We start from the raw sequence: 14041 nt of genomic DNA on the forward strand, positions 1-14041 counted from the left end.
TTAGCGAAGCTGGGTGGGGTGGGGTAAAGCTCACAAGTTAGAAGGCGCGGCGGTGCCCTTCTACTTCCCCTTCGCCGTCAGCTCGCTCTTGCTCTTGAGCACCTTGTCGCCGTCTTCCTGCTCGATCAAAAAGCCGGCTCCTTAGTGCTGGCATCGCGCGTCACCTCCGAGCCCTTGATCGTCCGCGTCACCTTCTCGGTGAACCGCTCGACGATCTTGCCTTCAGCGGTGCTGGAACCCCACTTCCACGTGACCTTTGAACCCTTGCGAAACGCCATTCTCATTCTCCTGTGCGCGGGAAAAATGAGGTGGCTTCAAGATTCGTTCCGAACCGCTTTCGTCGCCGAACGTTGACAAGCCAACATTCAACGGAGGCCCAGATGGTCCAGCCACGCGACAATTCCGATCCGCTGACCCCGATCGACGAACCTTTCGATGCCAACGAACAGCCGGGCCTGTCCATTCCTTATAGTCAGGACGAAATCGAGGACCTTCTCTATGGCTCCGATCGCCCGGTTGCCGAACGCGTCGAACGCCTCAAGGAAATGCGCGTTGAAATGGCAACGCGCGAAAGCGGCGATTTTGGCGATCAGGACCCCAAGGACATGATGGCCGAGATCGATCGCGCCCTCGATGAGCTTCAGGCCGACAACGATTATGCCGATGAAAACGGCGACTTCGACCCGGCCCTTGCCATCGATCCGGAAGACCACCTTGACGCCCTGGCACCAGACGACGTTGATGCGCGCGAAGCCCTGACGGGCGAAGATGAAGACGAAATCGAGGACGGCGCCCTGATCGAGGACGAAGAAGCGGTTGACGCCGACACGCTCCGCTAAAGCTTTACGCCCGCGCGGGATCAGATTTCCGTGCGGGCCCGCAACGCTTGGCTCAGCGTTCCCTCGTCGAGGTAGTCGAGCTCCCCGCCCACGGGCACGCCATGAGCAAGGCGCGTCACGCGCAGGTTCGTGCCCCCAGCCGGTCGGTGATGTAATGGGCCGTGGTCTGGCCCTCGACCGTGGCATTCATGGCAAGAACCACTTCGCCATATTCGCCCGCCCGCCCAATCAGGCCTTCGAGGTTGAGGTCATCGGGCCCCACGCCATCAAGTGGCGACAAGACACCCCCGAGCACATGGTAGCGCACCTGGCCGACGCCGGCCCGCTCCAGCGCCCAAAGATCGGCAACGTCTTCGACGACGATCAGAATGCCGCTCTCGCCCCGCCGGGGATCGGCGCAGATCGAGCAGGGGCTGATCGTATCGACATTGCCGCAGACTTCGCAGGACTTTACGGCAACCACCGCCCGGTCCAGCGCTGCCGAAAGCGGCACCATCAACTGGTCCTTGCGCTTGATCAGGTGCAGCACCGCCCGCCTAGCCGAACGCGGCCCAAGCCCCGGCAGACGCGCCAGGAGCTGGATCAACTGTTCGATCTCGGGTCCGCCGGATGGCATGGTATGTGTTCGACCTGTTGTTCGACAAGCTCACCTTGGGGTCGAACCAAAGTCCGACGCCTCAATAGACCTCATCCTGAGCCTGCTGAAGGACGAGGTCGTGCCACCGAACCTAGAACGGCAGCTTCATGCCCGGCGGGATCGGCAGGCCGGCGGTGACTTCGGCCATCTTGCGCTGCATTTCCGCTTCGCTCTTGCCCTTGGCATCGGTGAAGGCGGCAACGATCAGGTCCTCGATCACTTCGGCGTCCTCGGGCTTGAGCAGCGTCGGATCGATCTTGATGCCGCGCACGTCGCCCTTGCCGGTCAGCGATACCGTCACCATGCCGCCGCCCGAGCGGCCTTCCACCACCAGCTCGGCAAGTTCGGCCTGCATGGCCTCCATCTTGCCTTTCATTTCGCTGGCGGCTTTCATCATGCCCATGATGTCTTTCATTCGTCGTCCTCTTCTGGTGGCGCCATCGGCAGGTCAGGCACGGCGGCATCGTCGTCGCGCACCGTCACATTGACCAGCTTGGCCCCGGGAAATGTCTCAAAAATGGCTTTGACCAGCGGGTCGTCATGCGCCGCCGCAGTTGCTGCCTGCTGCTTTTGCTCTTTTTCCTGGCGGATGGTCACGCCTTCGGCAGGCTTGGTCGAAACGGTCACGAGCCAGCGGTCGCCGGTCCACAATTGTAGACGCGCCGAAAGATCGGTGACCACCTTCGGATTGGCGCCCTCGACCAGCGCCACCTCGATCCGCCCCTGCTCGAAAGCCACAGGCAACATTTGGGACTCGAGCGCGATCTTGAGCAGCATGTCGCGCTTAACTACGGCCAGGGCGATAATATCCTTGTAGCTCGAAATCGTCGCCAGGGCCGGTTGCGGCGGGGCTGCCTGCATTTGGGCAATGGCGACAGGCGATACGACGGCCTGTGCCTGCGGCACCGACATCATCGGTGCGGCCGAAACCTGAACCGTTTCCATCCGCATCGCCGAAGCCGCGCCGCCACCGCTCGGTGCCCGCGGCGGCAAGGGCGCCATGGCTGGAGCGCTCGGCAGCTGCCCTTGTTGCGTCAGCTTGCCGATCACCTCGTCCGGGCTCGGCAGGTCCGCGGCATAGGCGAGGCGGATCAGCGTCATCTCCGCCGCTTGGAGGGCATTGCCCGCCCGCGCCGTTTCTTCATTGCCCTTGAACAGGATCTGCCACGCGCGCGTCAGCGCCCGCATCGGCAGCCGGCTGGCCAGATCGCGACCGCGATTGCGCTCGTCCGGCGTCAGCGACGCATCGTCCGAAGCGGCCGGCACAACCTTGATGCGGGTGACGAGATGGGTGAATTCGGCGAGGTCGGCCAGCAGCGTCTGCGGATCGGCTCCAAGATCGTAAAGCTCGCGCAGCGAGGTCAGTGCCGTCGCGATCTGCCCGCCCATCAGGTCTTCGAAGAGGTCGATGATCCTCGCCCGGTCGCCGAGGCCCAGCATGGCCTTGACCGTCGCTGCGGTGACCGCGCCATTGCCATGGGCGATCGCCTGGTCAAGCAGCGACAGCGAGTCTCGCGCCGAGCCTTCGCCTGCCCGCACGATCATCGCCAAGGCATCGGGCTCGAAGCCGATATTTTCCTGATGGAGGATCTGCTCGAGATAGGCCGACATGATGTCCGCCGGAATGCGCCGAAGATCGAAGCGCTGGCAGCGCGACAGGATGGTGATCGGCACTTTGCGAATCTCGGTCGTCGCAAAGATGAATTTCACGTAGGGCGGCGGCTCTTCGAGCGTCTTCAACAGCCCGTTGAAGGCCGCCGTCGAGAGCATGTGCACTTCGTCGATGACATAGACTTTGTAGGGCGCCGAGACCGGCCCGTATTTTACCGAGTCGATGATCTCGCGAATGTCGCCGATGCCGGTATTGGAGGCAGCGTCCATCTCGACCACGTCGACATGCCGCCCTTCGATAATGGCGCGGCAATGCACGCCTTCTTCGGAAAGGTCGAGCGTCGGATGGCGGCCCGTCTCGTCTTCGTAGTTGAAGGCGCGCGCAAGAATACGCGCCGTTGTGGTCTTGCCCACGCCGCGCACGCCGGTGAGGATAAAGGCATGGTGGATACGGTTCTGCGCAAAGGCATTGCCCAGCGTCTGCACCATCGCGTCCTGCCCGACCAGGGTCGAGAAGTTGCGCGGCCGGTATTTACGGGCCAGCACCAGATAGGGCGTCGTCTGCTTTTCAGCCATATGCGCCCTCCTTGCTGTGAGGCGTAGGTCTCATGCGCGGGACCATAAGGCAAAGGGGTCCCATCCGCAAAAGCCGATAGGCGTTTTCGCGTCGATTTGCACGAGTGTGAACAGATGAGTAGGAGGCTGGCATCGACCCGTGAGGATCTCGTTGGGGCTGCTTCCTTCCGGACCTGACCCGGTTGGCGAGGAACACGTCCGCGCCAACCTCCCGATCCGCTATATGCGAATTTCTGGCGCCCGATGCAAGTGCCGTCCAAAAATCGGGCGCGGAACAAAGCCCTCTCGCGGACACTTGTCCCAAGGCCGCCAGCTTGGCTGCTTGGAGATGCCGATGCCGATCTGGGTTCAAGCAGGACTTTGGGGACTGTTGGGTTCCTCCGCCCTGGTCATCGGCGCCGCAATCGCCTTTTTGGTCGAGCTGCCGAAGCGGCTCATTGCCGGAATCATGGCTTTCGGCTGCGGCATTCTCATCTCTGCCGTCGCCTATGACCTCATCATGGACGGCTACGATCAGGGCGGCCTCTACCCCATAATCGGCGGCGCCCTCGCCGGATCGGCCGCCTATACGGTCGCCAATTGGCTCGTCACCCGCAACGGCGGCAAGCACCGCAAGCGCTCCGGCAAAGAACCGGATCCGAATACGACATCCAATAGCGGCCTTGCCATCGCGATCGGGTCTATGCTCGATGGCATACCCGAATCCATCGTCCTCGGCGTCAGCCTTCTCGATGGCAATGGCGTCAGCTTTGCCGTGCTGGTCGCCATCTTCCTTTCCAACCTGCCCGAGGGATTATCCAGCGCCGTAGGCATGAAAAAGGCCGGGCGCAGCAAGACCTACGTGCTGGGCCTCTGGGCCGGCATCGCCGTGCTTTCCGCTCTTGCCGCCATGCTCGGCGCCGCCCTCCTCGGCGATGCCTCGCCCTGGCTTATCGCCATGGTCAATGCCCTCGCCGCCGGCGCTCTATTGACCATGATCGCCGATACGATGATCCCCGAAGCGGTGGAAGGCGAGCGCGGCGGCACTGGCTTGCTGGTCGTGCTCGGCCTTCTCGTGGCTTTCGCCATTGGGCAGAGCGGCGCCTAGCTCAGACCGGCTCGGTCGCCTTGTCGCGCGTGCGCCAAGCGCCATCTTTCCATTCGCGCACGGTGACGGTGATCTGCTCGCCGATGTCTATGAGGTTATAGGCGTTCGCCTCGCCCCGCAGCCGCGTCGAAATGGCCGACGACGCCTGCGCCACCATGATCGGCGCCACCACCGACTTGCTGACGCCCATCGGTTGGCCCTCGCGCGCCTTGTCCTTGCTCTCGTGCTTGCGCACATAGGAAAGGTGGAAGTGCCCCGAAAGTACGAGCCGCACGCCAAGACTTGCAAAGCATTCCAAGGCATCGTCGGCGCGCTTCACGCGCTTGGTCTTTTGCACCATCGGCTCGGTCGGAAATAGCAGCGGGTGATGCGCAACGATGATCCGCACCGCATTCGGAGACGCCTTGTCGAAGCGCTCGGCTAAATCGTCGAGCTGGCCGCGCGAGATCGTGCCATGACCCCAGTTCCATTCCAGCCGCATTCGGCGCGAGGTGCGCATGCCGACCAGCACGACGCCATCCATTTCGAGGAAGGGCTCGAGATCGGGCGAGATGTATTTCTTGTAGAGCCCGTACGGGTTGATGAAGCGCCGCAGGATATTGACCGCCGGCACGTCATGATTGCCCGGCACGGCAAACACCGGCGCCTTGAGCTTGTTTAGGAATTCGCGGGCCTGCTCGAATTCTTCCTTGGTCCCGATCTGGGTGAAATCGCCGCTCGCGACCACGAGATCGGGGTTCTGCGCATTGATGTCGTCGGCAAAGCCTGCCGCCACTTCGTCGTCGTGGTGGCCGAAATGGAGGTCCGAAATATGCAGCAACTTCATGCAGCCACCGCCGTTGCCTCGGCTTCGGCAGGCACGATGACCGAGAGTGCCTTGGGGCGGATGGTGAACTTGAGCGGCGTCTGGAAGGTCTCGACTTCGCCGTCGAACATGACCTTGATCAGGGTGTTGCGCGTGTCGATCGTGACCTCCTTAACGCTTTCCATGCTGAGCGCTTCGTCATCGCGCCAGCGACCGATAAACATGCCTGTCACCAGGCGAACGAAGTCCCGCGCCGTAAAGCGCTTGAGGACGTAAAGCGTCAGCGTGCCGCGATCGAGGCTCTTGCGGGAAAAGAACTTGCCCAGGCCCTCGTCATAGGCATTGCACGCCACCGCCATGGCCTGCACCCGCTCCACCCGCCGCGCCCCATTGCTGGGCTCTATGACCACCGCCATGCGTTTGGCCCGGGCCAGGCGGCGGAAAAAGTAGCGCATGAAACCGAGCTTTGCCATCGCCGTCTCGCGCCCCCGCAGATGCTCGCGCCCCGCGGCAAGACCCGGGATCAGCCCGATCACCACTTTCTGCAAGAATATGCGACCGTTGACTTCCGCCGCGTCGATGCGCTGGCTCGTGCCGCTCCCCAAAGCCGCCACAGCCGACGGCAGGTCGAGCGGCAGGTGCAGGTCCTTGGCCACCGCATTGAACGTGCCAAGGGGCAGAATAGCGAGATCTTTCTCCGATCCGATCATCGCGCCCGCCAGCGCCGTGATCGTGCCATCGCCACCGGCCGCGACCACGACCTCGGCATCGCTCGACAGCGCGCCTTCGATCCGGTCGCTCATCGACCGCGAACTATCGGCATCGATCGTTGCCTCGAGCCCGTTGGCCTCGAACATTTCGGACAGTTTTTCCTTGGTCAGGCCCAAGGCATGGGCCGTGCCGGAATTCTCATTGAGAAGGACGTAGTAGCGCTTGGTAGACATGGCGACACGATCCTTGGGGGAAAAAGCTCTGCCAGCAACGCATCGCCCGCTCTCCGCGTTGCGTAGCCGATCAACGGAAAAACGCGATGCTCAACAGACTGGTCCAGCACAGCCACGTTCGCCGCCTGCAGAAGTTCGTCACTGCCGAAGCAAGCCTTCTCGCCTCGATCGCGATCGTCAGCGGCCTGATCCTGTTTTTCCTCCAGATCGCCGATTGGGTCGAAGACGACGAACTCGAACACTTCGACCAGACCATCCTCATGTGGTTTCGCGATCCCACCAATATCGATCAGGTCATCGGTCCCGTCTGGGTCCACGAAATGGTGCGCGACCTAACCTCGCTCGGCAGTTTTGTGATCCTGGGGCTGGTCGTTGCCGGGGTCTGCATCTACCTCGTCATGCAGCGCCTCCGCACCGAAGCCATGCTGGTCCTCGTCTCGGTTCTCGCGGCACGCTGCTCAGCACCGTGCTCAAGATGACCTATAACCGTCCCCGCCCGGACCTCGTGAACATGTCGCATCAGTTCACCGCCAGCTTCCCCAGCGGCCACTCCATGCTCTCGGCAGTGACCTTCCTCACCATCGGCGTGTTGCTGGCAAGACTGGCGCCAAATCGTCCCCTGCGCATCTATGCTTTCTCCGCAGCGATTTTCCTGACGCTGATCGTGGGCATCAGCCGCATCTATATGGGCGTCCATTACCCGACCGACGTCCTGGCCGGCTGGTGCCTCGGCGCGGCCTGGGCCCTGCTTTGCAGCGCCATCGCCACGGTGTTGCAGCGTCGCGGCAAGGTCATTTCGACGCCCGAAACAACCTGATCGGGCAAACGTTTTCGTCAACCTCTCGATCGCGGCTTGACCCAAGCGGGCCTTCGCCTATGTGACAGCCATGCCGCGCGCTCCCAAAATCGTTGTCGACCTGCTCCTTATGCGCGAATGGACCCTGACGCCGGCGGCAACCCTCGGCTCCTCGGTGCGCGCCAAGGGCATCCTGCTTGAAATCCGCGCCAAACTGCCGGTCACGGTCCGCCGCTCCCTCGACATCAAGGGCGCGGTTCTCGCCTTGCGCATGGCCGAAGACGCGCAGGGACCGTTTGACGCCACCATTCGCATCGTCGAGCAGACGCTCGATGGCATCGAGAACTTGCCCATCATTCCGCGCGAGATCGAGGACATCCTCGCCATCAAGACCTCCGAACGCCATCGCTGGCTTAAGGACGGCCGTCTGGTCAGCGCCGGTACGCGGACGGTGAAGCTGCGCGGCCGGGCAAGGCAAATCACCTTCCATGTCTTTGATCCGCGCCATGTCGAGGACATTCTGGATCGCGACCTCGTCGACGTCTGGCGAGAAGACGACGTCCTCACCGCCGCCGAAAACCGGCGTCTCGCCGTGCTCAAGGCCCGGATCCGGCGCGAAGAAGCGCGCATGGTCAAGACGCCGCTTTCCCGATGCCGGCCGCGATGAGACCGGGGTCAAACTGCGCGGCTGGGACGATTTCGAGCGCGAAGGCCTCCTTCGCTAGACCTTCGCCGATCTGAAAACCACGTCAGCGCCTTGCCCGATCCGCAAGCGCTGGTTAAGCCCTTAAGAACCAATCCGGCTGCGATTTGCGGCATCGAGCAAGGAGCAAGCCTTGGCCAAGCGTCGCCATCCCACATCATTGCGCACGTCGAGCGAGGACGTCGCGGCCGCCAACAAGGTCCCCGACACCCCCAGACCCGCAGCCCGACCTATCGGCTGGCTTTTGCCGACGACGAATTCCTCACCTCCGAAGACACGCGCGGCGTTCGCTTCCAGCTCGAATATCTCAAGACCGAAATCCGCTTGCGCGAGCGCGGCATTATTTCCACCGTCGTCCTCTTCGGCGGCGCGCGTATCCCCGAGCCCGGCAAGCCGGCCTGGGCCGCCAAGAACGAGACGCAGAAGCAAAATCTTGAAGCGGCTTCCCGCTACTATGACGAGGCCCGCCGTTTCGCCCAGCTGGCGTCGCAGACTTCGCTCAGCCTTCAGTCCAAGGACTTCGTCGTCGTCACCGGCGGCGGCCCCGGCGTCATGGAGGCCGGCAATCGCGGCGCCACCGACATGGGCGCGCCCTCCATCGGCCTCAACATCGTTCTGCCGCACGAGCAGGCGCCCAACCTTTTCGTGACGCCCGACCTGTCCTTCAACTTCCACTATTTCGCCACCCGCAAGATTCACTTCCTGCTGCGCGCCAAGGTCGTTGCTGTCTTCCCTGGTGGCTTCGGCACGCTCGACGAGTTCTTCGAAACGCTGACGCTGATCCAGACCGGCCGCATGGACAAGGTGCCGCTCCTGCTCTTTGGGCGCGACTTCTGGACCAAGGTCATCAACCTCGAAGCCCTGGCCGAAGCGGGCACCATAGCTCCGACCGATCCCGATCTTTTCACCGTGGTCGATACGGCCGAGGAAGGTTGGGCCATTGTGCGCGACTTTTATGGCCTGCCCGACCTTGGTGAGCCCATGGTGCAGGCCTGACCTGCATCGGTGGTCTTGGGCAAAACTTAACGGCAATGTCACACTGCCCGCTTAGCTTCGCCGCATCTGGGGGATAGCTCGTGGAACGCTTCGATCTCGTCGTCATCGGTTCCGGCCCCGCCGGCCGCCGCGCTGCCATCCAGGCGGCAAAGCTGGGCAAGTCGGTGCTTGTTGTCGAAAACCGCCTCCGCCTCGGCGGCGTGTCGGTCCATACCGGCACCATTCCCTCCAAGACCTTGCGCGAAACCGTGCTCAACCTGTCCGGTTGGCGCGAACGCGGCTTCTACGGCATGGCCTATCGCGTAAAAAAAAGAGATCGAGGGCAAAGATCTCGGCGCTCGCCTGCGCAAGACGCTCGATTACGAGATCGAGGTCCTCGAACACCAGTTCGCACGCAACGGCGTCCGCACCTTTGGTGGCCTCGCCCGCTTTAAGGACGAGCACCACGTCACCGTCACCGGGCACGATGGCGAGCCGCATGTCTTCGCCTTCGACTTCGCGGTGATCGCCGTCGGCACCAGCCCCTACCGGCCGCCCACCATCGCCTTCGACAACCATACCGTGCTCGACAGCGACACGCTGGTCTCCGAATTGCGTGTGCCGCGCAGCCTCACTGTGGTCGGGGCCGGCGTCATCGGCATCGAATACGCCACCATCTTTTCCGCGCTCGACGTGCCGGTCACCATCATCGAGCCGCGCGACAATTTCCTCGATTTCATCGATCGCGAAATCATCGAGGAATTTACCCACGACCTGCGCCAGCGCGGCGTCACCATGCGGCTCGGCGGCAAGGTCGATCGCGTCGAAAAGGACGCGCAAGGCTGGGCCGTCGCCTATCTCAGCGATGGCCGCCAGGTGCGCTCCGACATGCTGCTCTATGCCGCCGGCCGCGTCGGCGCCACGGCAGGTCTCGGCCTTGAAAGCTGCGGCGTCGTGCCCGACGAGCGGGGCCGCCTTAAGGTGGACCCTGCAACCTTCCAGACCCAGATCCCGCACATCTATGCCGCCGGTGACGTGATCGGCTTTCCCGCGCTTGCCTCGACCTCGATGGAGCAGGGCCGCATTGCTGCCCTCCACGCGTTCGAAGCCAAGATGCCACCGGCTCCCGATTTCTTTCCCTACGGCATTTATGCCGTGCCGGAAATTTCGACCATCGGCCTCACCGAGGCACAGGTGCGCGAGCAGAAGATCCCCTATGAATGCGGCGTCGCCCGCTTCCGCGAAACCTCGCGCGGCCACATCATGGGCCTCCAGTCCGGCATGATGAAGATGATCGTCTCGCTGGAAACGCGAAAGCTTCTCGGCGTCCACATCGTGGGCGAGGGGGCGACCGAGCTGATCCATATCGGCCAGGCCGTGCTGAACCTTGGCGCCACGCTCGACTATTTCGTCGAAAACACCTTCAACTATCCAACGCTTGCCGAGGCCTACAAGATCGCCGCTCTCGACGCCTGGAACCGCATGCCGCGCGTAACGCCCGTCGCTCCGGTCATGGACAAAGCTACGCCCACGCCCGACATGAGCCCGGAAACGCCGCCACCCACGACCTAGCCGGCGCGCACAGATCGGCCACTCTGATTGGCCAGCCCGCTGATCGTGGCCCGCAACGCCGCGGGCTTGACCGGCTTGGTCACCACGGCAATGCCGCGATCCTCCGCGAGGCTCCGTACCGCGGCGCTTCGATCCGCCGTCACCAGCGCTGCCGGCAGGTGCCCGCCGACATTGTGCCGGAGCCACTCGATTGCATCAAGCCCCGAGGTTTGGTCGAGGTGATAGTCCATAAGCACCAGGTCCGGATACCAGCCCTCCAGCAGCCGCTCGCGATCGATCTGCTTGAGCGACAGCGCCGTCCGCACGTCGCAGCCCCAATGGGTGAGCAGGCCCTCCATGGCCTCGAGGATTGCGATCTCGTTGTCGACGCAAAGCACCTTGAGGTTGAGCGTCCCGAACTCCACCTCGGCCACCGGCAGTTCGCGCTCGCCTGCAACCCGGACATTGCGCAGCGCCGGCAGATAGAGCGAAAACCTTGAGCCGCGACCCTCGACGCTGTCCACTTCCAGCGTCAGCTGCAGCGCCGTCACCAGACGCTGCACGATCGAGAGGCCAAGGCCCAGTCCCTGCGCCATGCGCGCACCGCGCTCGAGCCGCGAAAACTCGGCAAAGACCAGCCTCTGCTGGTCCTTATTAAACCCGATCCCGGTATCGATCACATCGAGCCGCCAGCGGTTCCCCCGCCGCCGCAATCCGACCAGCACCTTGCCGCCAACCGGCGTATATTTGATGGCGTTGGACACAAGGTTCTGCACGATGCGTCCGACCAGCGAGCGGTCGGCCAGAACATTGGCCAGCGTCGGCACGATCCGCAGCGAAATGGAACGCTCTCGCGCCAAGGGCGCAAACTCGACCTCGGTCTTTTTCAACAAATCCTGCGCCTGCATCGCCGCCGGTTGGGGTTTTAGCGCCCCGGAATCGATCCGCGAAATGTCGAGCAGCGCCGACATGATGTCCTCGACCGCCGTCAGCGACGCCTCGATGGAATTGGCAAGTTCGGCAAAGCCTGTCGATTTGGCGCGCTCGATCAGCGTCGAGGTATAAAGCCGCGCGGCGTTGAGCGGCTGCAAGAGGTCATGGCTCGCCGCGGCCAGAAACCGCGTCTTGTCGTGGTTGGCCGCATCGGCCTTGGCCCGCGCGATCTCGAGCTCGCGGTTGACCTGGGTCAAGAGCGCCGTGCGCTCGCCCACGCGCCGCTCCAGTGACTGATTACCCTGCTCGAGCTGCTGTTCCGCGCGCACCCGCGCCGTGACGTCGGAAAAACTGATGACCAGCCCACCATCCGGCAGCCGGCTCGAATGAAACTCCAGCGTCTGCCCGGCGCTGGTCATGCGCAGCGTCACCGTGGTGGGGGAGGCCGTCAGCGTATTGATCCGCTCGATCGCAAGCCGCGCCGCATCGCCTTCACCGAAATCGCCGCGCTCGGCCAGATAGAGCGCAATGTCGAACAGCGCCGATCCTGATCGCGTCAGGTCCGTCGGCAGCGACAGGAGCTCATTGTAGCGCCGGTTGGACACGGAGAGGCGCAGGCCCGCATCAAAGATCGCAAGCCCTTGCGGGATAAAATCCATCGCCGCCAAAAGGCTTGCCGTGGCATCGCTCTGGGTAAAAACCATCGGCTCCAACCGAACTGTTCCCCTGCTTTATCCGCCCCCGTCCGCCCCCATGCAAGCCGACCAAAAGGTCATTGCTTTTGCGCAAAACTCTGGCAAACCTGCCTTGGGTTAATCCAGCGGGGACAACATCATGAGCGTGTTCAAGGAATTTCGGGACTTCGCCGTCAAAGGCAACATGATCGATCTGGCCATCGGCGTCATCATCGGCGCGGCCTTCGGAGCCATCGTCTCGTCCATCGTCGACGACATCTTCATGCCCCTGATCGGCCTCATCATCGGCGGCATCGATTTTTCCAACCTCTTCGTTGTCCTCTCCAATCCCAGCAACGTGCCGGTGCCCTCCGTCGCCGCCGCCAAGGCTGCCGGCGTCGCGACGCTCAATATCGGTCTCTTTATCAACGCGGTGGTGAAGTTCACCATCATCGCCTTCGTGCTCTTCATGGTGGTCAAGGGCATCAACTCCCTCAAACGCGAAGCCGCCAAGGAGCCGGTGCAAACCACGCCGGCCCCCAGTCGCGAAGAGGTCCTGCTCACCGAAATCCGCGACGCTCTCCGCGGCGCACCGCGCATCTGACGATGTCATGCCTAGCACATTATTCCTAGAAATAGGAATAATGTCATTGACGGCGGGACAGAGAGCTACTAGTCCTATCCTATAAGTAGTTCTCATTACGGAGAGTCCCTATCGGAGGGCGTCTTCACCTAGAGCAAAGTACAGTTATGGGCTCGGGTGTAGCGGTCAATCCTGGCGGTCGACAAACAATCGTCAGGATTACGCCCGGGGCCTCAACAGTACTTGCTGAAGGGCCTAAGGCATGACTACAAACAATTACTACCATGCATTTTTAAATCGTGATCGCCTGGTTCATATCGTCGATCCCGATCCGCATATCTGCGAGTCCCTGAGCGTATTATTTCGGCTCGAAGGATTTCAGACCGTATTCTCCCTCGACACCAGCCACTTCCTCTCCGCCCTCGAACGGCGCCAGCCTGACGTGGCGGTCATCAATCTCGCCGTCGGCGAGGAAAGCGGTCTCAGCCTCCTGCGCCGGGTCAAGGCCATGCGCACCGGCGCCATCGTGGTCATGCTCTCCAACAATCCCCAACTCGAGGCTGCCGTCACCGCCATGAAACTGGGCGCCACCGATGTGCTGAGCAAGCCCATTGACAGCGAACACCTGCTGACCGTGATCCGCGACGCCCTGCGCAGGGACGTGCACTTGGGTGCCATGCAGGCCGGCCGCCGGCCCGTGGAAGTGCGCGGCTTCGGCCAGCTCACCCCGCGCGAACGCGAAGTGCTGCAGCTCATCACCAATGGACAATCCAACAAGGAAGCCGGCCGGGAACTGGGCATTTCCCCGCGTACCATTGAAGTCCACCGCGCCCGCGTCATGGAAAAACTTGGCGCCAAGAACACCGCGGACCTTATGCGCATCGTCCTGACCAGCTGACGCATCGATGCGCGAACAATTCAGCGGGGTCGCCCCCGCTGTATCTTTCCGAGTCCCGGGCCTCAGCCGCCGATCAGCACCGAAGCAATCTGCGTCGCCGTCACCGGCTTCTGAAACACCGGCACGTCCTCATAGGCGGCCGGCACCTCGCTCTTGTCGTAGCCGGTGGCAAACAGAAACGGGATCTTCTTTTCCTTCAGCACATCGGCCACGGCATAGGACCGCAGTCCTTGCACATTGATGTCGAGAATGGCGCCATCCGGGTCCGGCCCTTCCTCGAGCATCTCGACCGCCTTTTGCACGGTCGGGAACGGCCCCACGATTTCGGCGCCCCGTTCCTGCAGCTCGTTGATCATGTCCATCATGATCCAATAATCGTCTTCGATAACGAGGATCCTGCGGCCTTCGAAAATATTGGGCTTGGTCATC

Annotated in this window: 15 protein-coding genes, 1 other RNA gene and 2 pseudogenes; 9 read left to right on the forward strand and 9 right to left on the reverse strand. The window is 62.6% G+C overall.

All coding sequences use genetic code 11. From position 1 onward, the window contains the following. Positions 1-125: 125 nt before the first annotated feature. A complete protein-coding gene (locus G5575_RS05915; protein ID WP_328765866.1) occupies positions 126-278 on the reverse strand; it encodes a hypervirulence associated TUDOR domain-containing protein in 153 nt (50 codons plus the stop codon). Between the two features lie 102 nt (positions 279-380). On the opposite strand from G5575_RS05915, the gene G5575_RS05920 reads away from it, so the two are divergent. Beyond that, a complete protein-coding gene (locus tag G5575_RS05920; protein WP_164533474.1) occupies positions 381-839 on the forward strand; it encodes a hypothetical protein in 459 nt (152 codons plus the stop codon). A gap of 20 nt (positions 840-859) precedes the next feature. On the opposite strand, the pseudogene recR reads toward G5575_RS05920, so the two are convergent. From recR to ffs, 4 genes and pseudogenes are all read right to left on the reverse strand, one after another. Next, positions 860-1455, reverse strand: a pseudogene (recR, locus tag G5575_RS05925) (recombination mediator RecR). Between the two features lie 112 nt (positions 1456-1567). Then, entirely contained in the window at positions 1568-1891 is a 324-nt protein-coding gene (locus G5575_RS05930; RefSeq protein WP_164533475.1) for a YbaB/EbfC family nucleoid-associated protein, read from the reverse strand. Then, complete coding sequence (locus tag G5575_RS05935; protein WP_164533476.1) at positions 1888-3663, reverse strand: DNA polymerase III subunit gamma/tau; 1776 nt, start codon at positions 3661-3663, stop codon at positions 1888-1890. Before G5575_RS05935 ends, G5575_RS05930 begins: the two co-directional genes overlap by 4 nt. A 117-nt stretch (positions 3664-3780) precedes the next feature. After that, an RNA gene (ffs, locus tag G5575_RS05940) (signal recognition particle sRNA small type) lies at positions 3781-3876 on the reverse strand. 121 nt (positions 3877-3997) lie between these two features. On the opposite strand from ffs, the gene G5575_RS05945 reads away from it, so the two are divergent. Continuing rightward, entirely contained in the window at positions 3998-4750 is a 753-nt protein-coding gene (locus tag G5575_RS05945) for a ZIP family metal transporter (RefSeq protein ID WP_164533477.1), read from the forward strand. 1 nt (position 4751) lies between these two features. On the opposite strand, the gene G5575_RS05950 is transcribed toward G5575_RS05945, so the two are convergent. Beyond that, positions 4752-5576, reverse strand: a complete 825-nt coding sequence (locus tag G5575_RS05950; protein WP_164533478.1) for a metallophosphoesterase family protein — start codon at positions 5574-5576, stop codon at positions 4752-4754. Then, positions 5573-6499, reverse strand: coding sequence for a diacylglycerol/lipid kinase family protein (locus G5575_RS05955; protein WP_164533479.1), 927 nt, complete (start codon positions 6497-6499; stop codon positions 5573-5575). Before G5575_RS05955 ends, G5575_RS05950 begins: the two co-directional genes overlap by 4 nt. Positions 6500-6585: 86 nt before the next feature. On the opposite strand from G5575_RS05955, the gene G5575_RS05960 reads away from it, so the two are divergent. From G5575_RS05960 to sthA, 5 genes and pseudogenes are all read left to right on the forward strand, one after another. Beyond that, a complete protein-coding gene (locus tag G5575_RS05960; RefSeq protein ID WP_164533480.1) occupies positions 6586-6978 on the forward strand; it encodes a hypothetical protein in 393 nt (130 codons plus the stop codon). Beyond that, complete coding sequence (locus G5575_RS05965) at positions 6975-7316, forward strand: phosphatase PAP2 family protein (RefSeq protein WP_164533481.1); 342 nt, start codon at positions 6975-6977, stop codon at positions 7314-7316. The genes G5575_RS05960 and G5575_RS05965 overlap by 4 nt, the downstream gene beginning before the upstream one ends. 70 nt (positions 7317-7386) lie before the next feature. Then, the gene (locus G5575_RS05970) at positions 7387-7962 is read left to right on the forward strand and encodes a hypothetical protein (protein WP_235935615.1); all 576 of its coding nucleotides are present in this window, start codon (positions 7387-7389) and stop codon (positions 7960-7962) included. Positions 7963-8154: 192 nt separating this feature from the next. Next, positions 8155-8994: an LOG family protein gene (locus G5575_RS05975; protein WP_328765911.1), complete on the forward strand. Its 840-nt coding sequence runs from the start codon at positions 8155-8157 to the stop codon at positions 8992-8994. A gap of 80 nt (positions 8995-9074) precedes the next feature. Continuing rightward, positions 9075-10545, forward strand: a pseudogene (gene sthA, locus G5575_RS05980) (Si-specific NAD(P)(+) transhydrogenase). Here the strand turns inward: sthA and G5575_RS05985 are convergent. Continuing rightward, complete coding sequence (locus tag G5575_RS05985; RefSeq protein ID WP_164533482.1) at positions 10542-12161, reverse strand: ATP-binding response regulator; 1620 nt, start codon at positions 12159-12161, stop codon at positions 10542-10544. The pseudogene sthA and the gene G5575_RS05985 sit on opposite strands and share 4 nt — an antisense overlap. A gap of 130 nt (positions 12162-12291) precedes the next feature. On the opposite strand from G5575_RS05985, the gene mscL reads away from it, so the two are divergent. Both mscL and G5575_RS05995 read left to right on the forward strand, forming a co-directional pair. Then, complete coding sequence (gene mscL, locus G5575_RS05990; RefSeq protein WP_164533483.1) at positions 12292-12735, forward strand: large conductance mechanosensitive channel protein MscL; 444 nt, start codon at positions 12292-12294, stop codon at positions 12733-12735. Between the two features lie 241 nt (positions 12736-12976). Beyond that, positions 12977-13612, forward strand: coding sequence for a response regulator transcription factor (locus G5575_RS05995; protein ID WP_164533484.1), 636 nt, complete (start codon positions 12977-12979; stop codon positions 13610-13612). A 62-nt stretch (positions 13613-13674) separates the two neighbouring features. On the opposite strand, the gene G5575_RS06000 is transcribed toward G5575_RS05995, so the two are convergent. Then, a complete protein-coding gene (locus G5575_RS06000; RefSeq protein WP_164533485.1) occupies positions 13675-14040 on the reverse strand; it encodes a response regulator in 366 nt (121 codons plus the stop codon). Position 14041 lies beyond the last annotated feature (1 nt).

Origin of the sequence: Devosia aurantiaca (assembly GCF_011058215.1) — a bacterium.
GTDB classification, from domain to species: Bacteria; Pseudomonadota; Alphaproteobacteria; order Rhizobiales; family Devosiaceae; genus Devosia; species Devosia aurantiaca.

What these genes read in the sequence shown, in the direction of transcription:
- G5575_RS05965 (WP_164533481.1), top strand. Translation starts at nt 6,975, where the DNA reads ATGACCTATAACCGTCCCCGCCCGGACCTCGTGAACATGTCGCATCAG.
- G5575_RS05960 (WP_164533480.1), top strand. Translation starts at nt 6,586, where the DNA reads ATGCTCAACAGACTGGTCCAGCACAGCCACGTTCGCCGCCTGCAGAAG.
- G5575_RS06000 (WP_164533485.1), bottom strand. Translation starts at nt 14,040, where the DNA reads ATGACCAAGCCCAATATTTTCGAAGGCCGCAGGATCCTCGTTATCGAA.
- G5575_RS05970 (WP_235935615.1), top strand. Translation starts at nt 7,387, where the DNA reads ATGCCGCGCGCTCCCAAAATCGTTGTCGACCTGCTCCTTATGCGCGAA.
- G5575_RS05985 (WP_164533482.1), bottom strand. Translation starts at nt 12,161, where the DNA reads ATGGTTTTTACCCAGAGCGATGCCACGGCAAGCCTTTTGGCGGCGATG.
- G5575_RS05920 (WP_164533474.1), top strand. Translation starts at nt 381, where the DNA reads ATGGTCCAGCCACGCGACAATTCCGATCCGCTGACCCCGATCGACGAA.
- G5575_RS05950 (WP_164533478.1), bottom strand. Translation starts at nt 5,576, where the DNA reads ATGAAGTTGCTGCATATTTCGGACCTCCATTTCGGCCACCACGACGAC.
- G5575_RS05935 (WP_164533476.1), bottom strand. Translation starts at nt 3,663, where the DNA reads ATGGCTGAAAAGCAGACGACGCCCTATCTGGTGCTGGCCCGTAAATAC.
- G5575_RS05945 (WP_164533477.1), top strand. Translation starts at nt 3,998, where the DNA reads ATGCCGATCTGGGTTCAAGCAGGACTTTGGGGACTGTTGGGTTCCTCC.
- G5575_RS05915 (WP_328765866.1), bottom strand. Translation starts at nt 278, where the DNA reads ATGGCGTTTCGCAAGGGTTCAAAGGTCACGTGGAAGTGGGGTTCCAGC.
- G5575_RS05955 (WP_164533479.1), bottom strand. Translation starts at nt 6,499, where the DNA reads ATGTCTACCAAGCGCTACTACGTCCTTCTCAATGAGAATTCCGGCACG.
- G5575_RS05995 (WP_164533484.1), top strand. Translation starts at nt 12,977, where the DNA reads ATGACTACAAACAATTACTACCATGCATTTTTAAATCGTGATCGCCTG.
- mscL (WP_164533483.1), top strand. Translation starts at nt 12,292, where the DNA reads ATGAGCGTGTTCAAGGAATTTCGGGACTTCGCCGTCAAAGGCAACATG.
- G5575_RS05930 (WP_164533475.1), bottom strand. Translation starts at nt 1,891, where the DNA reads ATGAAAGACATCATGGGCATGATGAAAGCCGCCAGCGAAATGAAAGGC.